Below are 18626 nucleotides of genomic sequence, written 5' to 3' on the forward strand. Positions count from 1 at the left end.
GACAAAGGGGCCCCATATGATCGCCGAACACACCACCGATGTGCTGGTCGTGGGCGCAGGCCCGACCGGGCTGCTGCTCGCCGGCGACCTCGCCGAGGCCGGCCTGTCCGTCACCCTCCTGGAGGCCCGCCCCCACAAGATCAGCAACCTGTCCCGGGCCTTGGTCGTCCACGCCCGCGTGCTGGAGCAGTTCGACGCCCGCGGGATCGCGGACGAGGTCGTCAAGCTCGGGCACCCCATCAACCGGCTGCAGCTGTTCGAGCGGGGTCAGCTCGACCCCTCCCGCCTCCCCAGCCGCTTCCCCTTCGTCCTGTTCATCCCGCAGTACGAGGTCGAGCGCGTGCTGGAACGGCGAGCTCGCGCGGCCGGCGTCACCTTCGCCTACGACACCAAGGTCGTCGGCTTGGAGCAGGACCCGAACGGGGTCACGGCCCGCGCGGTCCCCGGCAAGGACGCGGATCCGAACGGCCCGTCCACCACCTACCACGCCCCCTACCTGGTCGGGGCAGACGGCGTGCACAGCTCCATCCGGCAGGCGATCGGCCTGCCCTTCCCCGGCAAGTCCATTCTGAGCTCGCTGATCCTGGCCGACCTCAAGCTCGCGCAGGCGCCGGATCGGCCGTTCACGGTGAACGCCGTCCCCGACGGGTTCGCGTTGCTCACCGAAATGGGCGACGGCTTCCACCGGCTCACCGGATGGAACCGGCACCACCAGCTGCCCGACGACGCGCCACTGGACGTCGAAGAGATCAAGGAACTGCTGAGGCTCAACTTCGGCACCGACTACGGCATCACCGAAGTCCCCTGGAAGTCTCGCTTCCACAGCGACGAACGGCAGGCGCCCGCCTACCGCGTCGGCCGGGTCTTCCTGGCCGGCGACGCCGCGCACGTGCATTCCCCGGCAGGCGCCATGGGTATGAACACCGGTCTGCAAGACGCCGCCAACCTCAGCTGGAAACTCGTGGGCGTGCTCCGCGACGGAGCAGACGACCACCTCCTGGACACCTACCAAACCGAACGGCACGCCGTCGGCAAGATCGTGCTACGGATGAGCGGAATGCTGGTACGCGCAGCACTGCTGCACGGGTATGCCGCCCGGCTGCTCCGCGCCACCGCCGGAACCATCCTCAGCAACGTCCGCCCGCTCGCCGACAAAGCAGCCTCCATGATCTCCGGCATCGGCATCGGCTACAAAGCCCCGCGCGGCGCGCACAAGCTCACCGGACGACGCGCCGCCGACCTGCGGCTGGCGGAAGGACGGCTGAACGAGCTGCAGCGCGGCGGCAGGTTCGTGCTGATCACTCCCGCCGGGCAGCACGCGGACGCGCCCGTTCCCGACCAGGTCGTACGCGCCCACTGGACCGGCGACCGCCGTACCACAGCCCTCGTCCGCCCCGACGGCTACTTCTGCTGGGCAACAGACAAGCCGAACGCCGAGGCCGCGCTCCAAGCCGCACTGACCACCTGGGCGGGCCCTCCCCCCAGCCTGCGTGAATCCCGCCGGCGGTAGCGGCGACCTGCCGACCCTGTGGTTGACCACAGCCCGCTTGCTCAGGAAAGCGCCAGCAAGATCGGCGGCGTACCTCATGGGCCGGTCAGGCGTGGATTCGTAGCGTTACCCGGCATGAGAAGCAAAATCCTGATCGCCGGTCTCCTCGCGGCGATGCTGGCCCATACCCCTCCGCCCGCGTCGGCGACGACCCCGGACAAACGGGAGGAGACGGCCAAGGCCCTGATCGCCAAGCTGGTCAAGGAGGACAAGGCGACAGCCGCCATCATTCGGGTGGACGGGGTCGCCGGCGACTGGGCGCACAGCGCCGGCGTCCGCGACTTCGCCTCCGGCGCCCCCGCCTCGCCGAACGGCCATTTCCGCATCGGCAGCGTCACCAAGCTGCTGGTGGCCACGGTGCTGCTGCAGCTCGTGGACGAAAAGCGGCTCGCCCTCACCGACCCGATCGAGCGTCACCTCCCCGGCGTCGTTCCACAGGGCGCGAAAATCTCCGTGCGGCAGATCCTCAACCACACCAGTGGCCTGTACGACTACATGCACGAGCCCGGATACTCCACCAACCGCTGGCGGGGAACGGCCCGCTTCCGCCACTACGACCCCCACGACCTGCTCAAGGTGGCGTTCGCCGACCCCGCCAAGTCCACCACTCCCGGCGCCGCGTGGTCGTACTCCAACACCAACTACGTCGTCGCCGGTCTTCTGGTCGAAAAGCTGACCGGGCGCCCCTACGGACAGGAGATCAAGCGCCGGATCCTGCGCCCGTACGGCCTGACGCAGACGATGATCCCCGGCGACAAGCCCGGCCTTCCTACCCCGCACGCGCGCGGCTACGAGGCCTTCCCCGACGGCGACCTGGTGGACGCCACCCGTATGAACCCCTCGCTCGACTGGGCGGCGGGTGAGATGATCTCGACCGGCCGCGACCTCAACCGTTTCCTGGCCGCGCTGGCCGGCGGGCGAATCCTGAGCAGATCCTCGCTTGCCGCCATGCGCACGGTCCAGGCGACCGATGCGGGCTTCGGCTACGGGCTCGGCCTTCAGGAATACCCGCTGCCCTGCGGCGCGAAGGCATGGGGGCACAGTGGCGAGCTGATCGGCTACCTGACGTTCGCCTTCACCTCCGACGACGGCACGAGGATGACGTTGTCCGTGAACCCGTCCAGGAAGCCTGTCACCACGAGCGAGATAGTCGCGATAGCGACGACGGCATTCTGCTGAGTGCGACGCCGGCGTGCACGCGTGAGATCGGCATCAGGCGCCGGGGAGGAGGATCTCTAGCCTGCGGCTATCACTTCGATTTCGACCATCCAGTCGCTGACGAGAGTCTCGGCCACGATCGCCGTGGTCGGGACAGGCCTGCCTCCCAAGGCCGCTACGCGAGCCTTCGCGTTCGCCTCGGCGTAGGCGGCATCTCGCAGGTAACTCGTGAGCCTCACAATGTTGTCGACCGTCATACCCGCGGAGGCAAGAATCGTACGGAGGTTCGCCCAGATGAGTTCGAGCTGCTCATCAAGGGTTGCCGCGGGATTCCCCTCGGGGTCCAGGCCCATCGTCCCAGCGACGAACAGCAACCGTCCGGCGCCACGGACCTCGAGCGCGTGCACGTAGTCATCGGTGGCGGCGTAGATACCGTCTTTCGGACTGTGAGTGACCGTTTCCACGGGGCTGCGGATCATGGAGCTCATACTCCCCCGGCGGGTGGAGCCCTCCAAGAGCCAATCCAGCCCGATTGGTCCTTATCCGAAACCGACCTCACGGTTGCTGGGCCGGCCCGACGTGCTGGTTGCCGAATCAACCGGCGCGCCGTCGAAGGCGCGGAGCGGCCCAGAGCATGACTCCAGGGAGCGGCGGTATAGCGCGGGTATGTTTGACGCTCCTCACCGCGGCAATCAGTTGGTCCTCGCCCGTTGATGGAAAGATCTCTGCGGTGATGACTTCCGTCGCCGTGAACTCGACCTTCCCGGACTTCCGCAAGGTCCTCGCTGCGGCATTGCTTGCCCTCCCCGTCACCAGCCTCGCGACCGCGGATGCCTCAGCGTCGGCCCCCGCGGATGTCTCGGCAGCCGCGGGGGGTAAATTCGCCGCCATTCTTCGGTTCGGCTATGAGGACGGGTCGAGGTCCTCCGGCAACGCGGAACTGGGATTCAATGAATGTTGCAGCCGTCCCTCGATCCAGGTCGATGATCTGCCGAGGACCGGGAAGTACGCGGTCCGCTCATATCTGAAGTACGGCGATCATATGGTTGCCGGCGGCACCAGGGCGGAAAGCCACACGATGGACATTGATGCCAGCCATTTCAGATCTGGCGACACCGTCTACTATGGGTTCAGCATCTATCTGGCGAGCACCTGGCAGCGCGATTCAAGAGAAGACATCGTGTTCCAGTGGAAACCCTGGCGCGACAAGTGCGAATCCGACAAGTTTCCCAGCGCGTTCCTCAGCGTGCAGCCCACAGGAAAGTGGCGGTTGCGCGTCAACTCCGACAGCACGGCCTGCTCCACGCCGGATTCCGTCCGCAAGACCAGCTTCGACCTCGCCGATGTGAAACCGGGCCAGTGGCACGACTTCGTCTTCAGGTACGAATGGAGCTACGGCAGCCAAGGCCGAATCGACGCCTGGTATCAGACCCACAAGAATCCTGGGTGGCACAAGGTCTTGAGCACCACCGGCCCCAACACGTTCAACGACGACGAGTCCACCAGCGGCTACCTGAAATGGGGCCTCTACAAGCCTGCGTGGAACAACGGACCGACCGACGTCGACAGCCGTACGATCTTCCACGACAACATCGCCGTGGGCAAATCCTTCAACGAGGTCAACCCGGCGGTCAACTAGCCTGCGGCCAGGCCGTCTGGATCTCCCCGTCGCCCCGGTTGCGTTCGACGCCCGCTCCACCGGCGATTCCGCGGCAACGCACCCACGACAGATCACTCATGTTCACCGTGCATGACCTTATCTGGACATGGATTGAGTCACTTATCGGTTTGGCCGGTCGAGGACCCGTTCGACCAGTGCCGTGTCGCAGTGCTCGACCACTTCGGTGATTTGCCCGTCGACGACCCGAAAGATATAGCAGTAAGTCTGGTGGTACGGCTCCCCGCGCTTGGTGGTGGCATATCCGCGGGCTTGGACCACGACGCGGTCGCCTTCGGCGAGAATGAGGTCCGCCTCGCTGCGATAATCGGTGAGCTGCGCCATGAGCGGTCGCAGCAACCCGTTCAGTGCCACCTGCCTCGGTCCCCAGCTTCCCGACCATGACCAGCGCCCCGGAAACACCCACCGAAAATCATCGGCCATCACCTCGCTCATCGCACGCGTGTTTCCCTGAGCCATCTGGTCGAAGACGTCCTGAAGAAGCCTCTTGTTCTCTGCGGCACCCATGCGAATGAGGCTAACCAGGACACCAGTCATGCGACAAACGAGAGTCTCGCATGTCTGCTATGAATATTCCGCATGAGTGAGTTCACGATCGTCGGCCTGCGCGTGGTCCGCGAGGCGGTCCGCCACGGCTCGTTCTCGACGGCGGCCGAGCGTCTGGGCTACACGCAGTCCGCCATCTCCCGCCAGATCGCGCTCATGGAACAGGCAGCCGGCCGGGCCCTGTTCGAACGCCATGCGCGCGGCGTGCAACCGACGGCAGCCGGCCGAGTCGTCCTCCGACATGCCGAAACGGTCCTCGGCGAACTCGACGCCGCCCGCCAGGAGCTCCACGACCTCGACGCGCGGCCGCCCGGCCGATTGCGCGTCGGAGCCTTCTCCACCGCCATGGCGGCATTGGTCCCCAGAGCGATCGCTGCTCTCGCCGTGCAGGAACCCCACGCACAGCTCCCGTTGCGTGAGGGGCTGAGTCCTCGCCTGCTGACCGCTGTCGCGCGCGGACGCCTGGACCTGGCGGTGGTGACCCGGCCCCAGGACGCACCGGAGGGCGTCGAGGTGATCCCCCTCATGGACGACCCCCTACTCCTCGCGGTCCCGCCCGACCATGCCCTCGCCGGCCGGGCAAGCGTCACAACCCCGATGCTCCGCGACGAACGGTGGATCACCGCAAGCACCGAGCCCGGCACAACGCTTTTGGGTACGTGGAGCGACGCCTCCTGGCAGCCCGACATCGCCTTCGTCGCGCGCGACTGGGTCGCCAAGCTCGGCCTCGTGGCCGCCGGTCTGGGCGTCACCGTGGTACCGGGACTCGCCGTACCGACGCTTCCCCCGAACATCGCCCTCGTACGCATCGATCACCCCGCCGCAGTGCGACCCACAGCGATCGCACAACGCTCCGACGCCCCCGACGAACACCTCCGGCGGACCTTCACTGAAGCACTCCGCGACGCCTCGGCCGGACTGTCCGCCCAGCTCCGACACAGACTGCGATAGCGTCTACCCACCTGGTGATCAAGGCCCCAACATCGCTAATGGTGCCAAAACTCATCCGAAGGTGGGGCAACTCCTCATCGCCGCTGAGAATCAACGACGAGCGTCAGATCAGGCCGCCGGGGTGCCGGTCGGCGAGGTAGGCGTGGCCGGCCTCGGCGTCGCGAGGGGAGAACAGGTAGCGGATCCAGGCCTGCTGCTCATGCAGGATGGCGCCCATCTCCCACACACAGTAGGTCCCCTTGGCCGTCTCCCCGAACGGGATGAGCTCGAACCCCGCCGCATCCTTGAGGTAGGCCGTCTCCCACAGTTCGTTGTCGTTCAGCCACGTGCAGACGAGCAGAAGATAAGCGTCCCCGACGCGGTGCAGGATGACGAAGCCGAGATCGCCCTTGGGATTGATCCCGCCGATCTCTGCCCGGACGAACTCGCGTGCCTCCTTCCGTACGTCGTCGCCGATCTCGCGGTCCTCCCGGTGCAGGTCGTACCACTTGAAGTGAACGCCGGGCAGCTCGATGCCTTCGCCCGCCGAGAGCCGCTTGCGCACATGCGTGTAGTCCGAGGAAACACTCGTCATGGCTTGACATTAGGTGCGCAGCGGGGCCCGGTTTCGATAGCCACTTCCGATCATTAACGGGAGACCACTTCGCCGCTTTCGAGCCGAGCGCATTGAGACCCGCACACCTGGCGCAGCAAGCACTATGGGCTGCGCGCCTCCAAAGCGGCAAGATCCCGTTCGGCGTAGAGCCGATGCTCCCATTCCTCGTTGAGAATGCACAGCAGGCATTCACGAACCGGGTAGCTCCGCATGGTGGTGGCGGATCCCGGCACCTCGATCGGTTGGGTATGGCCGTCCAGTGACTCGTCGGTGAGGCCGTCGAGGACCTCGCGCACGGTGGACATCCGGTCACGGCGGAGCTCGAGGACCGTGTCCAGCGACGGTCGGACCTTGCGGTCGCGGGGTATCCCCGGTGTGTCCGGCATCTCGTCCCATGGCAGATCCAGCGGATCCCACGGAGCCGGATCGCCGAGAACGGCCCTTCTGACCCATGCGTCAGTGGCGAACACGAGGTGACGCAAGGTTTCGACGAAAGACCACTCGCCGTCGACGGACTCGTGCAGCAGCACGGGATCCAGGCGGCAGGCCCGTTGGACGGTGCCCTCCCAGAGCCGCTCAACGATGTCCCATGCGTCACGGAAGCCGGCCGGCGTGGTCGGGCGCATCTTGACCCGGTCGGGGTGCCGCCGGTCGAGCTCGGCGTCGATCAGCGGTCCGATGTCCACACCGTTGATCGTCACATTCGTGATCTCGCCGTGGATGTCGACGTTGACCAGCTCGACTTCGCGCATCACGACACCGCTCATCCCCACGCCGCGGAAACTGGCGCCGGACAGATCGCTGGCGCGAAACTCCGCGCCGCTGAGATCAACGCGCTCGAAGCGCGACCCCCTGAGCTCATCACCGATGAAGTCAGCCATGGCGCGACCGTAACGCGACGGACCGACAGTTCCACCACTCAGCGTGTGGTCCGGGCGGTGGTTCCCCGTACATGGTCAGCTGCCCACGCGTGGCCGGTTGGACTTCGCCTGCCAGCCGGCCGGAGGGTCCTCGCCGACCCGCCCGTCCACGGCCTCGCGGAGCAGGTCGGCTTGCCCGGTGTGCCGCCCGTACTCCTCGATCAGGTCGCAGAGCAGCCGGCGCAGGCTGACATGGCGCCCGTCAGAGAAGGCGAGGTGGACGAGCTGGTCGAGTCCGCCGGCGGCCATGGCCGCGTCGAGCCTGGCCCGGGAACGTTCGACGGTGGCGTCCCAGAGCGCGTAGAGGTCGTCGGGGGTGTCTTTGGCGGCCGAGTTGAAGTCCCAGTCGGGGTCGTTGTCCCAGTCTCCGGCGTTCCACGGAGCGCCGAGCGGCGCGCCGCTGAGTCTGCTGCTGAAGATCTGCTCCTCGACGTGCGCGAGGTGCTTGAGCAGGCCGCCCAGCGTCAGCGAGGAGGCGCCGATGCGGGTCTGCAGCCCGGCCGCGTCCAGGTCGTCGGCCTTCCAGCGGAAGGTTGCGCGCAGGCGGTCGAGCGCACCGACGAGGTGCTCGGCCTCGGTGCCGGCGAGGGGCGGCTCCCACCAGTAGTCGCTGTTGGTCATGCCGCGACCGTAAACCCCATTCCGGACGTTCTGCGTCCGGACGCCGTCGGAGCTTGTGCGCCGGCGAACCGTTCGTCGAAGGGTCGCAGCCCGGCGACGCAAAAACAGGTGGCGAACCGGCTCGGACCTTCGAGATCGTCCAACCATGTCGAACGGTGCTTCAGGCCGCTATCGAGCAGGCCAGACAGCTTTGCTGGCCGCAGTGGAAGAGGTTGAGCCGCTGGTCGGGCAGTGGCGGCGGCGTTTCGATGCCTCTGCGTCGGCCGGCGTTCCCGCGCATGTGACGGTGCTTTTTCCCTTCCTGGATATCGATCACCTGGACCATGCAGTGATGGACGATCTCGAAGTGCTGGTCGGCGAGCACAGCCCTTTCACCATCCGGTTTGACAGGTGCCGGCGCTTCCCTGGCGTGCTCTATCTCGCGCCGGCACCCGACCAGCCGTTTCGCGCGCTGACCGAGGCCGTGGCGACGCGATGGCCGCAGACGCCTCCCTACGGCGGCCAGTACGCCGAGGTCATCCCGCACCTGACCGTCGCCCATGGCCAGCAGACCCACGTGTTCGACGAGGTAGAAGAAGAGCTGACCGCGCAGCTGCCGGTGACTGCGAACGTCGCGTCGGTCGGCCTTTTCGTCAGCGATGGCGACCGCTGGCGTCGATGGGCCGAGTTCCCTCTGCTCGGATGATCCCCGCATAACTCGCCAAACGGCATACCTGCGCCTGGTGGCATCCAGCGCAGCCCTCGGCTACGCCACTCCGGCCGCGCGTGCGCGCACGACCGCCAACAGGGCAGCTCAGACGGAGGGCCGACAGAATGATCTTTAAGGAGTGAGGACGAGACGACCGCGGAGACCGCCTTTGGCGAGGCGCCGGTGGGCGGCGGCGACGTGGTCGAGGGGCATGGTCTCGGCTACGCGCAGGGTGAGGAAGCCTGTTTCGACCAGGGCGGCAAGCTTGGAGAGGAGGGCGCCGTCAGCGCGGATCCAGTGGTTGAAGACCCGGATGCCGCGCAGCGGAACCGGTGCTCCTCCCGCCACCAGCGCGGCGAAGGCTCCCTTCGACCGGACCGCGTCGAGGGCGGCCGCTCCGGTCACGGCGGTGTCCAGTGCTGCGTGCACACCGCCAGGAACGAGGGAACGGACCGCCTCGCCCAGCCGTGCCGTGCGTGGTACGAATAGTTCGGCTCCGAGCCCGCGGACGAGGGGTTCATCGTCGGCTCCGGCGACCGCGACCACCCGGAGGCCGCGCGCGACGGCCAGTTGGATCGCGAAGCCGCCGACGGCACCGGCCGCCCCGGTCACCAGCAGCGTCTGCCCGTGGTTCAGGTCGAGGCTGTCGAGCGCTTGCGTGGCGGTGAGACCGTTGAGGGGCAGCGTGGCGGCTTGGGCAGGCGAGATGCCCGCAGGCGCGGCTGTGACCGCATCCGCGTCGAGTACGACGTGTTCGGCCTGAGTGCCGAGCGGCACGTCCAGCCGGTCGGACAGGCCGATCACCCGGTCCCCGGGCACGATACCGGTGACCCCTGGGCCCGCTTGTTCGACGGTTCCCGCGACATCCCACCCAAGGCCGATCACGTCCCGCGCCGGCAGTAGGCCCGCTTCGGTGAGCGCACCGGACCGAGTGGCCAGATCGACCGGGTTGACCGATGCCGCCTCGACCCGAATGCGGACTTGCCCTTCTGCCGCAACCGGCATCGGCACGTCCGCGATCTGCAGAACCTCGGGCCCACCGAAAGAACGGACAACAACTGCACGCATGAGGTCTCCTCGTCGTTTCACAAGGTTTCAGGACTTGAGAACAACCGTACGGAGAGCTACTCTCCGACGGGAAGTACGCACCTCAGAGTGCGTATCGTACGGACAGGAGCGCGATGGCCACCCGCACCACCGCTCAGCAGCGCGAGCAGGCGCGCATCGCCTACGACGCCTACCTCGCGACCTGCCCAGCGCGTCAACTTCTCGACCGGATCAGCGACAAATGGGTGAGTCTCCTGCTCACCGCGCTCACCGACGGCCCTCAGCGCTATAGCAGTCTGTCGCGAACCATCGCCGGCGTCAGTCAGAAGATGCTCACCCAGACCCTGCGCACCCTAGAACGCGACGGCCTGATCTCTCGCTCCGTCACGCCCTCCGTCCCGGTACGGGTCGATTACGCTGTCACCCCTCTAGGCATCAGCCTGCTGCCCGTGATGCAGGCCATCAAGGACTGGGCCGAGACACATATCGAACAAGTCGCCGCCGCCCGCGACACCTACGACAATCGCTCACCTGCCCAGACGCCCTTGCTGAGAGGGCCTAAGATCGGCTAAGACGTCGCCTGCAGACAACGGCGGCGGCGCTCTCGCATCGAACTCGACGACCCGCGCGTGGACCGTCCACACCGCAGGCGGTCAGGTGCACGTCGAGCCCGGCGAACCCACCAGCGCAGACGCCTGCCTCCGTACCTCCTGCGGTCAGCCACCACCCCGACACGCGACGCCGGATGACCACACGTGCTGAGCACTGGGCCAGTCGCCTGGCACGCGACGGGGCCTCTGTCTATATGCGGCGACACACCCTGACTATGGCGTTGTCCGCAGTCGAGGCGGCGGAACGTACCCATCCTTATGCGTCTAGGGGGCCCGGGTCAGCACCCAGGAGGGGTTAGACCATGAAGTTCCGCTCACCGTTCGTGGCCCTCGCGACCGCGGCACTTGCCGCACTCGCGATGGCCACCCCCGCTTCCGCAGCCACTCCCAACCCCGGCGTCATCACCGCCGACAACACCACACTGGTCTTCACCGCCGGCAGCGGCGTGGACAACAACCTGTCCATCGGGACGACGCTCGTCAACGGCCGGGAGAGGATCGCCTTCTCCGACCAGGCCGCGCTGCTCACCGAAAGCCTCGCGCACTGCGTCACGACCAACAACGGCCACCTGGTCCACTGCGATCTGGCCCTGGTGAGTCGCCTGAAGGTCACGCTGGGCGGTGGCGCCGACCGGATGGTGGGCAGCGTCACGCTGTCCATCCCGATGGTCGTCGATGGCGGCATCGGCGACGACACCATCTCCACGGGCCGCGGCAACGACACGATCGACAGCGGCTCCGGCAACGACTCCGTCGTGCCCAACGGCGGGCGCGACACGATCCACCTGGGACTCAATGCCGACACCGCCGACGTGCGCGACGGCCAGTCCGACTCCGTCGACTGCGGCGCGCGCGGCGTCTTCGAAAGGCCCGACGAGATCAGGGCCGACGCGGGGGACACCATGTACCGCTGCGAGAAGGTGATCGTGGGCTGACGCGTGCTTGAAGGGGGTACGGCCGGCCGTACCCCCTTCAGGACTGCCCCGATCGAGCGCACGGGCACCCCCTAGCGACGGACTCGATAGAGCAGGTGCAGCACCCGGTCGCCCTGGATCACCACGTGCGGGTCCTCGAGCAGATGCTGGGCATCCACCGACCCGAAGAACCGCTTGCCCGAGCCGAGGACCACCGGAACGACGTCCATCGCCACCTCGTCCACCAGACCGAGAGCGAAGGCCTGGCCCCCGGCGTCACCGGCCCCCACGGCGACGGTGCGCGCTCGCCGGCGAGCTCCTTGGCCTTCGCGATCGCCTCTGCCACATCGTCCACGAAGTGGTACGACGCCTCCGGGTGCCACCCGTCGGGCTTGGGCCGGTGTGACACCACGACCACGTGCTCCCCCGCCGGCGGCTTCCCAGCCGTTGGTCATGTCGAACAGGTGCCGCCCGATCACCATCGACCCGATGCCCGCCCACATCGGCTTGATGTACTCGGCCGAGACCCGCGAGACCTTCGCCTTGCCCGCTTCGTCGAGCGTGACGTCGCCGTTGGAGGGCTTTGCCTCGCCTGTCCTTTTGCCAACGCGTCGATCGCGTGCTGCCGGAATCGACACGGCCCCGGGAAATTTGCCGGGGCTGGGCGGGACAAGCCGATGAGGCCCGCTTGCCCCGGAGGCGAGTCCAGGGGCAAGCGGGCGGTGGTCTCACTACTTGTCGGTGATCGTCGTGTCCAGTTGCCAGCCACCGGTCAGATCGTTCGCGCCCAGGTTACGGACGCACATGCGCCAGTTGAGCCGGCCTTCGCGCCCCAGGTCGGCGGAACGGATGGCATATTTCTCGACGGGGTTCCTGTCGCCGCTGCCGTCCACCCGCGTCCAATTCTCGGTGTTGATCTTGGTGTTGATGGGATACGACCCGTGGTAGAACTCCAGGCGCCAGGCGGGGACTCCGCCCGAGGAGTTGCCCTTCCAGGTCACCACATAGCTCTTGCGCTCCAGGTCGGGTGTCCTGATACCCAGGGTCTGGCTGCATGCCGCGCCGCCAGGTCCCACCGTGGGGAACGTCCCTTCGTGCGGAGAGCCGGGGACGGCCTCGATGGAGTCGGAGTCGGTGGTCCCGCTCTCCTCCTCTTCCGTAGGCGTGCTGTCAGTGGCCTCGTCCGTTGCGGACGTCTCGTCCTCCAGAGTCGCCTCGGACACGGCATCCCAGTTCTCCGTCTTGACGGTGATCTCCTCGGAGACGGGGTCCTCGGTCTCGTCGGTGATGGGCGCGTCGGCGGTGCCGGCCGACTCCTCGGTCGTGCCGTCGGCCGGGTCGGTCACGTCGGCCGGGTCGGTCACGTCGGTCACGTCGGTCACGTCGGTCGCGTCGGCCGGGTCGGTCGCGTCGGTCGGGTCGTCGGACATGGCCGCCGCGGCCAGGGACGCGTCGGTGCACTCCAAGCTCGCGTCCGCGCTGCACGGGTCAGGATCCGCGGTGGCGTGGCTCATCGCCAGCTGCCCTCCGCCGGCCAGGACGGCGAGCGCGCCGGCCACGGCCACGAGGCGTATACGAGTTGATCGGGACTTCAGATTCATGGGTTTACCTCGTCAGATGGGTCGGGTGACAGGCCGGGCGTCCGCTCGGCTCGGCTCTGTCTTGGCTTGGGGGCTGCGCCGGGCGGGAGCGTGTCGGCTCCCGCCGGGCGACTGCTGCGGGGCACGTCTTCGCGGCGGCTCAGCGGCGCCGGACGCGGCCCAGCACGTCGACGACCTGCTCGTTGCAGGTGTTGACGTACTTGACGAGCACGGTGTAGGTGACGCCCCGGTCCAGGAAGTTCGCCGAGTAACGGGTGCGGTCTTCCAGAACGGTGTTCTTGGCGACCCTGGGCTGCGGGCTGAAGGACTCGGCGTTCCGCCGGGACAGGAAGAAGTAGCTGGCGGTGCTCCGCGGCTTGAGCTTGTCGCCGAAGGGGGCCAGGAAGGCGTTGCGGCCGACGATCAGCGTCTTGCCGAGGTTCCTGCCGCCGATGAAGGCCTGGGAGGCGAACCTGCCGCTGCGGACCGTGGTCCCGAACAGGCGGACGTAGGCGGGCGGGCGGCACCTCTGCCCCTGCAGGCCCGGCCGGATCCGGCCGTACCAGTCGTTCGTTCCGAACGAACCGCCGTTGCGGGACGTGGTCTTCGACTTGGTGCTCTTCTCGTACAGCCGCTTCAGCGCCTCGCTGCCGAGCTTCTGCAGCGTGTTCTTGGCGAAGGTGGGGAAGTCGAAGCCGCCACCGGACGTGCTCGGCGACGTGCTGCCGGTGCGCGGGGCAGTCAGCCCGGAGCTGCCGAAGAAGTCGTCGACGAGACCGTTGAAGGTGTCGTCGAGGGGGTTACCGCCACCCCCGAATGAGTCGGGCAGGTTGAACCCGCCCGGGTCACCCGAACCCCCGGACCCGAAGAACCCGCTGGAGCCGAACCCGTCGAACGGGTCAGGGGCGCTGGCGCTGGCGCTGGTCGTATCGATGGCGAACACGCCAGTGGCGACGGCGCTGCCCACTGCCAGCCCGGCCACCGTACGACGCAGCTTGGAAGGTGATCTCACCTTTGACTCTCCTCTCGCGTGGATGTGCTCCGGCGAGAGCGGCACCCGTGGGCGAGAGCCGCGGGAGCGCCGAACCACATCCGGACGTTTCCAGCGACTCCTGCGTACGGGGCCTGTCGATGACCATCCAGGTGGCGACGTTGACTACTTGACCGCGGACATTGACCAGCCAGGTCCACCGGGCGCCGTCAGCCTCCGCGTCCGCTCAGGCCAAGGGGTCATACGGCTTGCGCCTGGCCTGCCCGTCCGGCGGAGCGTCGTCTGCCGCGGTGGCGTACGAGCAGGGCACGGGCGGCCAGGGCCGGATTGAGCAGGGACGTGGTGGGGGCGACCTGCATCCCGACCAGCGCCAGGCGGCGGGCCACCTCCGGGTCGTGCACCGCGGCCTCGTGGAGCAGGCGTTCCACCGGGTTGGGCGGGGCGACTTCGGCGCCGCCCCGCATGAAGGCGTGTTCGCGCTCGAGGGCGCGGTGGGCCCGCCGGTAGCGGCGCAGCGCGGACGCCGGGTCGTCGCCGGCGAGCAGGGCCGGCGCCGTGGCGTCGGCGAGCCACTGACCCGACAGCAGCGCCCAGGTGCAGCCGGGGGCCGGTGTCGGGTCGGCGGTCAGGGCCGCGTCACCGATCAGGGCCAGGCCTGGCACGGGGGTGGGGTGGCGGCGGATGAGCGGGTAGTCGGGGGCGATGACGACCTTGGCAGCCCGTTCGGCGCGGGTCAGGTCGGGGGCGTCGGGCAGCGAGGCGACGTAGCGCTCGATGTAGCCGGCGTGGTCGGTCAGGTCTGGGGGCAGGGTGTCCTTGGCGGGCATGACCGCCACCTGGGTCAGCCCACCGTCGGTGGGGGCGAGCACCACCCAGTCCCGCTCGTGCCACCACAGGGCGGCGGGGGTGGGCAGCGTGTGCCGTAAGTTCCGGTAATAGGTGTAGAAGAACGCGCGGCCGTTGGGCGTGAACCGCTCGGGGACGCCGGCCAGCGAGGCGACCTTGGACCGGTAGCCGTCGGCACCCACGATCAGGGGGCCGGCGTGGGTTTCCTCGGTGCCGTCGAGCAGTCGGGCGCGGACGCCGGTCACGCGGTGTCCTTCGGTGAGCAGGCCCGTGACCGTACGGCCGAGGAGCAGGTCCACCCCACCGGTGGCGGCGGCGCTGCCGCGCAGGATCGGGTCGAGGGTGGTACGCCTGACGCTGAGGAACGGCGGGACGCCGCCGCGGGAGCGATCGGTCCAGCCGTACGCGGTCCGGATCGAGACGTCGCCGGTGCCCGCGCCGGTGGCCAGCAGGTCGTCCCACAGGCCGAGCCGCCGTAACGGGGTCTGGGCGCGGCCGAGCAGGAAGTGGCCGCACAGCCGCTTGGGGGTGTCGATGCTGCGGTGCTTTTCCAGCAGCGCGACGCGTAAGCCGGCCCGGCCGTACAGGATCGCGGCGGCGCAGCCGCTGACGCTGGCTCCCACGATGACGACGTCGTAGTCCATGGCGCTCTCCTCATTTCGTCACACTGTTCCGTTACGGCGTAACGTAACAGCGTTGCGATAGGCTGTCCAGCATGGGACGCCCACGCGAGCACGACGAGCAGACCCGCCGCACACTGCTGGCGGTGGCCGGCGACCTGCTGGCGAGCGAGGGATCGGCCGGGGTGAGCGTCCGGCGGGTGTCACAGGAGGCCCAGACCACCACGCGGGCTGTCTACAGCCTGTTCGGCGACAAGGAGGGCCTGCTCCGCGCGCTCTACCAGCAGGCCGCCGAAACCATGCGCCGCCACCACGAGGCCGTCCCCCAGCACGAGGACCCGCTCGTGGAGATCACGGCACTGGCGCTCGCTTACCGGGCCGCCGCCCGGGAAGAGCCCAACCTCTACGGCCTGTTCATGAGCGGCAGCGTGCCCGGCTTCCGTCCCGTCGGGGACGACGCGCGGCTGGCCCGTCGCAGCCTCGCTCGCGTCGTGCAGGCACTCCAGCGCTTCGCCGACGCGGGGGAGCTGCCCGGTCGCGACCCGCTGCTGGTCGGCCAGCAACTGTGGGGCCTGGTGCACGGGCTGGCGACCCTCGAACTCCAAGGCCACCTCGGCCCCTCCGACCAGGCGGAGGCCCGCTGGCGCGACGCGGTCCTCGCCATCGTCACCGGCTACCGCCAGCCGCCTCAGTGATCGTGGCGTACGACTCGGTGGGGTGGTGCGCGGCCGAAGTGGTGCGATAAAGGTAACTGTGCACGAGAACGGGCAGCGCATCGGCGAGATGCTGGCAGAGGCCATCCAGGAGCTCGCGCGGACGGCGGAGCCGCGTGCGGACGCCGCCCTGCGCGGCGACGGTGCGGCGGCGGACGGGCAGGTGCGGGCCGTAGCCGGTCCGGACGGGCGCCTGCACGAGCTGCACCTCAACCCGCGGGTCATGCGGATGGCGTCGGAGGACCTCGCACGGGAGATCCTCGCGGCGGTCAACGCCGCGCTGGACGACCTGCGGGCAGGCGTACCGGGGCTGGAGGCGGCCGAGCTGACGGATCCGCGGGGGCTCGCCGAGACGCTGGGCGGGGCGCACGCCGACGTGATGCGGCAGCTGGACGAGTTCGCCGACGGGGTCGAGCTGGTCGTGCAGCGGCTGGAGGAGCGGTGAGCGAGCCCTCCGGCCAGGGGATGGACGTCTCCCACGCCGACCTGCGCGGCACCGGCACGGGCCTGGGTGAGACCGGTACGACCTGGTTGGAGGCGGTGGGGGCGTTACGCGCCCATCTCGAGGGAGACGGCGACCCTTGGGGCGAGGAGGCCGGGAACATGGTCAAGGCCGCCTACCTTGCGGTCACCCAGAAGGCGTTGGAGGTGTGCGAGGCGCTGGGAGAGCGGCAGGTGACCTCGGGAGACCAGGTGCATGTCATGGAGGCGAACTACAGGGCCGCGCAGCAGCGCGGCGAGGAAGAGGCCACGCGGATCGGGCGGGCCATCGAACGGCTGTGATGGCCGGTCCGCGGGAGTCGGCAGGTCCGCCCAGGTGCGGGCCAGTGCGGTGCGGGCCGGATGCGGGACAGGTGCGGGACAGGTCCGGGTCAGGGGTGAAGCTCGCCGGAGGCGAGGAGCACGCCCGCGGGCCCTTCGGGATTGACGGCGACGCCGACGTCCGCCGGCAGGAGCGCGACCAGGTCGCGGCCGCGCAGGCGCTGCCAGCCCGTGGCGCCGTCCGGCAGGGCGTCCGGCAGGCGGGCCTGGGCCGTATAGGCGAACGCAGCCCGGCCCTCGCCCGTGTCGAACACCGGCACGCCGCCACCGGGGCCGGCGGCCACGATCACGTCCGCCTCAAGCAGCAGCGGAACGAGGTCGTCGCCGGAGGCGTAGCCGGTCGAGGCGAGCTGCACGGCACGGTCGAGCGGGTCGCTGGGCTCGGGGTAGCCCAGCGCCACCGGCGAGGGCCGATATCCGGTGTTATGGCGGAACTCGCCGGTGATCTCGCCACGATCGTCGACGCGCCAGGCGCCGACGATCCCGTACGGCGGGACCTCCCCGTCCGGGTCGAAGAACGGGTCGACCGCGTACATCCAGGAGCCCGGGCGCAGCCGCGCCTGCCGCCGCAGCTCGTCGGTGATCGGGGGCGGCGGGGTGTCGTTCACGGCGATCCTCCTGACGGCACCACCCCTGGATGGCCGGGGTAAGGGTCGTAGTGCGGGTTGGGGATGAAGTTCTGCGGTGTCCTGGGTAACCCCTGCGGCCAGGCGCCGGAGATGTACCTTCGGTGTACGCCACCGGGGAAGGCGATCTCGCGCTCATGGGACAGATGGGTCGCGGCCCGTACGGTCTCCTGGACGTCGATCCCGCCGGGGGCGTCCACCTCGTAGACGTGGCGACGCGGGAACGCGGCCTCGATGTCTATGCGGGTGCTGGTCCCGACGAAGGCGGACGGCCTGCTCTTGAGGACGTAGTCGGACAGGTTGGTCATCGACGGGTCGCGCGGATGCAGGCCCTGCTCGAAGATCTCGTCCGGAGACCTGTCCGAGGCGCGATAGACCGGCTCCCGATCGCGGCGCCAGATGGGGTACGGCGTGATCGACCTGACGTCGACGCTCTTGTCGGCCGCCGCCTCGAGGTAGTTGTCCGGGTCACGCACGGGGGTCGGCGGGCGCTTGCCGGGCGGGATCGCCCCGGCCCCCACCTTGGCGCGGGGCTTGCGCAGCAGCGCCGAGGCGCGCTCGAACAGGCGCAGCGCGCCGCGTTCCAGCAGGTCGACCATCTTGCGGATGATCTCCCGCGCGGCCGTCATCGCGCCGGCCACGACGGCGGGAACGGCCGCCAGCGAGGCGCCGGCCGTCGGCCCCGAGGCCGTGGCCAGCCGCGACAGGTTCATGGCGAGCCGGACGAGGATGACGATCAGCGCCACCTTCATGGCGAGCACGATCATGGCCGAGAGTTGCAGCGCTGCGCCGATGAGCAGCGAGGCGGCGATCGCGTCGCCGGAGCGCTCCGCAGTGTCGCTCCAGTCGCCGCCGAACGACCGGACCCCCTCGCCGTCGTTGCGCTCGACGGTCCGGGCGGCGTGCGTGGCAGCGGTCGAGGAGACGCGCACCACCGTCACCGCGAAGGAGATCCACCGGGTCCCGGCCTCGTACAGCACGACCTCGTCGATCAGCGGCCACGAGACGACGATGTTGAGCAGCGTGGCGAGCTCGGGCGGCGGCTGCAGTCCCATGGTGCCCCTCCTCGCCACGGCCCCTACGCTTGATCACGTCACTGTACTGAGCTGCGGGCCGAGGCGGGGAGATTCACGCCGGGCCACGGCAGGGC

22 protein-coding genes are annotated in these 18626 nt (G+C 68.8%); 10 read left to right on the forward strand and 12 right to left on the reverse strand.

The features are described 5' to 3' along the window. The first annotated feature begins 16 nt into the window (after positions 1 to 16). Both ACTWQA_RS25680 and ACTWQA_RS25685 read left to right on the forward strand, forming a co-directional pair. Entirely contained in the window at positions 17 to 1510 is a 1494-nt protein-coding gene (locus ACTWQA_RS25680; RefSeq protein ID WP_443161641.1) for an FAD-dependent monooxygenase, read from the forward strand. Positions 1511 to 1624: 114 nt separating this feature from the next. Next, positions 1625 to 2728, forward strand: coding sequence for a serine hydrolase domain-containing protein (locus ACTWQA_RS25685; protein ID WP_443161642.1), 1104 nt, complete (start codon positions 1625 to 1627; stop codon positions 2726 to 2728). A gap of 56 nt (positions 2729 to 2784) precedes the next feature. On the opposite strand, the gene ACTWQA_RS25690 is transcribed toward ACTWQA_RS25685, so the two are convergent. Further along, complete coding sequence (locus ACTWQA_RS25690; RefSeq protein WP_443161643.1) at positions 2785 to 3186, reverse strand: RidA family protein; 402 nt, start codon at positions 3184 to 3186, stop codon at positions 2785 to 2787. 191 nt (positions 3187 to 3377) lie between these two features. On the opposite strand from ACTWQA_RS25690, the gene ACTWQA_RS25695 reads away from it, so the two are divergent. Then, a complete protein-coding gene (locus ACTWQA_RS25695; protein WP_443161644.1) occupies positions 3378 to 4346 on the forward strand; it encodes a polysaccharide lyase in 969 nt (322 codons plus the stop codon). A 141-nt stretch (positions 4347 to 4487) separates the two neighbouring features. Here the strand turns inward: ACTWQA_RS25695 and ACTWQA_RS25700 are convergent, their stop codons facing one another. After that, positions 4488 to 4892 (reverse strand): nuclear transport factor 2 family protein, encoded by a 405-nt coding sequence (locus tag ACTWQA_RS25700; RefSeq protein ID WP_305919362.1) that lies wholly within the window; start codon positions 4890 to 4892, stop codon positions 4488 to 4490. A 72-nt stretch (positions 4893 to 4964) separates the two neighbouring features. Between ACTWQA_RS25700 and ACTWQA_RS25705 the strand changes: the two genes are divergently transcribed. After that, complete coding sequence (locus ACTWQA_RS25705) at positions 4965 to 5882, forward strand: LysR family transcriptional regulator (RefSeq protein ID WP_443161645.1); 918 nt, start codon at positions 4965 to 4967, stop codon at positions 5880 to 5882. A gap of 103 nt (positions 5883 to 5985) precedes the next feature. Here the strand turns inward: ACTWQA_RS25705 and ACTWQA_RS25710 are convergent, their stop codons facing one another. The 3 genes from ACTWQA_RS25710 to ACTWQA_RS25720 all read right to left on the reverse strand — a co-directional run bounded on the left by ACTWQA_RS25710 (position 5986) and on the right by ACTWQA_RS25720 (position 8018). Further along, positions 5986 to 6456, reverse strand: coding sequence for a hypothetical protein (locus ACTWQA_RS25710; protein ID WP_443161646.1), 471 nt, complete (start codon positions 6454 to 6456; stop codon positions 5986 to 5988). A 122-nt stretch (positions 6457 to 6578) separates the two neighbouring features. Next, on the reverse strand, positions 6579 to 7358 hold the full coding sequence (locus tag ACTWQA_RS25715) for a DinB family protein (protein ID WP_443161647.1): 780 nt from the start codon (positions 7356 to 7358) through the stop codon (positions 6579 to 6581). A 75-nt stretch (positions 7359 to 7433) separates the two neighbouring features. Further along, on the reverse strand, positions 7434 to 8018 hold the full coding sequence (locus tag ACTWQA_RS25720) for a mycothiol transferase (protein ID WP_443161648.1): 585 nt from the start codon (positions 8016 to 8018) through the stop codon (positions 7434 to 7436). Positions 8019 to 8163: 145 nt separating this feature from the next. On the opposite strand from ACTWQA_RS25720, the gene ACTWQA_RS25725 reads away from it, so the two are divergent. Continuing rightward, positions 8164 to 8703, forward strand: coding sequence for a 2'-5' RNA ligase family protein (locus ACTWQA_RS25725; protein WP_443161649.1), 540 nt, complete (start codon positions 8164 to 8166; stop codon positions 8701 to 8703). Between the two features lie 135 nt (positions 8704 to 8838). Here the strand turns inward: ACTWQA_RS25725 and ACTWQA_RS25730 are convergent, their stop codons facing one another. Continuing rightward, a complete protein-coding gene (locus ACTWQA_RS25730) occupies positions 8839 to 9774 on the reverse strand; it encodes an NADP-dependent oxidoreductase (RefSeq protein ID WP_443161650.1) in 936 nt (311 codons plus the stop codon). 113 nt (positions 9775 to 9887) lie between these two features. Between ACTWQA_RS25730 and ACTWQA_RS25735 the strand changes: the two genes are divergently transcribed. Both ACTWQA_RS25735 and ACTWQA_RS25740 read left to right on the forward strand, forming a co-directional pair. Then, complete coding sequence (locus ACTWQA_RS25735) at positions 9888 to 10325, forward strand: winged helix-turn-helix transcriptional regulator (RefSeq protein ID WP_443161651.1); 438 nt, start codon at positions 9888 to 9890, stop codon at positions 10323 to 10325. Positions 10326 to 10666: 341 nt separating this feature from the next. After that, complete coding sequence (locus ACTWQA_RS25740) at positions 10667 to 11299, forward strand: hypothetical protein (RefSeq protein ID WP_443161652.1); 633 nt, start codon at positions 10667 to 10669, stop codon at positions 11297 to 11299. A gap of 71 nt (positions 11300 to 11370) precedes the next feature. On the opposite strand, the gene ACTWQA_RS25745 is transcribed toward ACTWQA_RS25740, so the two are convergent. The 4 genes from ACTWQA_RS25745 to ACTWQA_RS25760 form a co-directional block, all read right to left on the reverse strand. Continuing rightward, a complete protein-coding gene (locus ACTWQA_RS25745) occupies positions 11371 to 11568 on the reverse strand; it encodes a hypothetical protein (RefSeq protein WP_443161653.1) in 198 nt (65 codons plus the stop codon). Positions 11569 to 12009: 441 nt separating this feature from the next. Further along, positions 12010 to 12843 (reverse strand): hypothetical protein, encoded by an 834-nt coding sequence (locus tag ACTWQA_RS25750; RefSeq protein ID WP_443161654.1) that lies wholly within the window; start codon positions 12841 to 12843, stop codon positions 12010 to 12012. A gap of 175 nt (positions 12844 to 13018) precedes the next feature. Beyond that, complete coding sequence (locus ACTWQA_RS25755) at positions 13019 to 13870, reverse strand: hypothetical protein (RefSeq protein WP_443161655.1); 852 nt, start codon at positions 13868 to 13870, stop codon at positions 13019 to 13021. Positions 13871 to 14088: 218 nt separating this feature from the next. Then, complete coding sequence (locus ACTWQA_RS25760; RefSeq protein ID WP_443161656.1) at positions 14089 to 15339, reverse strand: FAD-dependent oxidoreductase; 1251 nt, start codon at positions 15337 to 15339, stop codon at positions 14089 to 14091. Positions 15340 to 15410: 71 nt separating this feature from the next. On the opposite strand from ACTWQA_RS25760, the gene ACTWQA_RS25765 reads away from it, so the two are divergent. From ACTWQA_RS25765 to ACTWQA_RS25775, 3 genes are read left to right on the forward strand one after another with little or no spacing between them, the layout of a single operon-like run. After that, on the forward strand, positions 15411 to 16010 hold the full coding sequence (locus ACTWQA_RS25765; RefSeq protein WP_443161657.1) for a TetR/AcrR family transcriptional regulator: 600 nt from the start codon (positions 15411 to 15413) through the stop codon (positions 16008 to 16010). Positions 16011 to 16068: 58 nt separating this feature from the next. After that, positions 16069 to 16473, forward strand: coding sequence for a YbaB/EbfC family nucleoid-associated protein (locus ACTWQA_RS25770; RefSeq protein ID WP_443161658.1), 405 nt, complete (start codon positions 16069 to 16071; stop codon positions 16471 to 16473). Continuing rightward, positions 16470 to 16811 carry a hypothetical protein gene (locus tag ACTWQA_RS25775; RefSeq protein WP_443161659.1) on the forward strand — a complete coding sequence of 114 codons (342 nt, stop codon included), beginning with the start codon at positions 16470 to 16472 and terminating at the stop codon, positions 16809 to 16811. Before ACTWQA_RS25770 ends, ACTWQA_RS25775 begins: the two co-directional genes overlap by 4 nt. 89 nt (positions 16812 to 16900) lie before the next feature. Here the strand turns inward: ACTWQA_RS25775 and ACTWQA_RS25780 are convergent, their stop codons facing one another. Together ACTWQA_RS25780 and ACTWQA_RS25785 are read right to left on the reverse strand one after the other, a co-directional pair. Further along, the gene (locus tag ACTWQA_RS25780; RefSeq protein ID WP_443161660.1) at positions 16901 to 17458 is read right to left on the reverse strand and encodes a type VII secretion system-associated protein; all 558 of its coding nucleotides are present in this window, start codon (positions 17456 to 17458) and stop codon (positions 16901 to 16903) included. Next, positions 17455 to 18531, reverse strand: coding sequence for a scabin-related ADP-ribosyltransferase (locus tag ACTWQA_RS25785; RefSeq protein WP_443161661.1), 1077 nt, complete (start codon positions 18529 to 18531; stop codon positions 17455 to 17457). The genes ACTWQA_RS25780 and ACTWQA_RS25785 overlap by 4 nt, the downstream gene beginning before the upstream one ends. Positions 18532 to 18626: the final 95 nt, after the last annotated feature.

It is taken from the genome of Nonomuraea sp. 10N515B, assembly GCF_052245915.1.
Lineage (GTDB): Bacteria > Actinomycetota > Actinomycetes > Streptosporangiales > Streptosporangiaceae > Nonomuraea.

Excerpts from the sequence above, each read along its gene's own strand:
- ACTWQA_RS25725 (WP_443161649.1), top strand. The coding sequence starts at position 8,164 with ATGTCGAACGGTGCTTCAGGCCGCTATCGAGCAGGCCAGACAGCTTTG.
- ACTWQA_RS25710 (WP_443161646.1), bottom strand. The coding sequence starts at position 6,456 with ATGACGAGTGTTTCCTCGGACTACACGCATGTGCGCAAGCGGCTCTCG.
- ACTWQA_RS25700 (WP_305919362.1), bottom strand. The coding sequence starts at position 4,892 with ATGGGTGCCGCAGAGAACAAGAGGCTTCTTCAGGACGTCTTCGACCAG.
- ACTWQA_RS25730 (WP_443161650.1), bottom strand. The coding sequence starts at position 9,774 with ATGCGTGCAGTTGTTGTCCGTTCTTTCGGTGGGCCCGAGGTTCTGCAG.
- ACTWQA_RS25765 (WP_443161657.1), top strand. The coding sequence starts at position 15,411 with ATGGGACGCCCACGCGAGCACGACGAGCAGACCCGCCGCACACTGCTG.
- ACTWQA_RS25685 (WP_443161642.1), top strand. The coding sequence starts at position 1,625 with ATGAGAAGCAAAATCCTGATCGCCGGTCTCCTCGCGGCGATGCTGGCC.
- ACTWQA_RS25680 (WP_443161641.1), top strand. The coding sequence starts at position 17 with ATGATCGCCGAACACACCACCGATGTGCTGGTCGTGGGCGCAGGCCCG.
- ACTWQA_RS25715 (WP_443161647.1), bottom strand. The coding sequence starts at position 7,358 with ATGGCTGACTTCATCGGTGATGAGCTCAGGGGGTCGCGCTTCGAGCGC.
- ACTWQA_RS25720 (WP_443161648.1), bottom strand. The coding sequence starts at position 8,018 with ATGACCAACAGCGACTACTGGTGGGAGCCGCCCCTCGCCGGCACCGAG.
- ACTWQA_RS25785 (WP_443161661.1), bottom strand. The coding sequence starts at position 18,531 with ATGGGACTGCAGCCGCCGCCCGAGCTCGCCACGCTGCTCAACATCGTC.
- ACTWQA_RS25740 (WP_443161652.1), top strand. The coding sequence starts at position 10,667 with ATGAAGTTCCGCTCACCGTTCGTGGCCCTCGCGACCGCGGCACTTGCC.
- ACTWQA_RS25735 (WP_443161651.1), top strand. The coding sequence starts at position 9,888 with ATGGCCACCCGCACCACCGCTCAGCAGCGCGAGCAGGCGCGCATCGCC.
- ACTWQA_RS25760 (WP_443161656.1), bottom strand. The coding sequence starts at position 15,339 with ATGGACTACGACGTCGTCATCGTGGGAGCCAGCGTCAGCGGCTGCGCC.
- ACTWQA_RS25705 (WP_443161645.1), top strand. The coding sequence starts at position 4,965 with ATGAGTGAGTTCACGATCGTCGGCCTGCGCGTGGTCCGCGAGGCGGTC.
- ACTWQA_RS25690 (WP_443161643.1), bottom strand. The coding sequence starts at position 3,186 with ATGATCCGCAGCCCCGTGGAAACGGTCACTCACAGTCCGAAAGACGGT.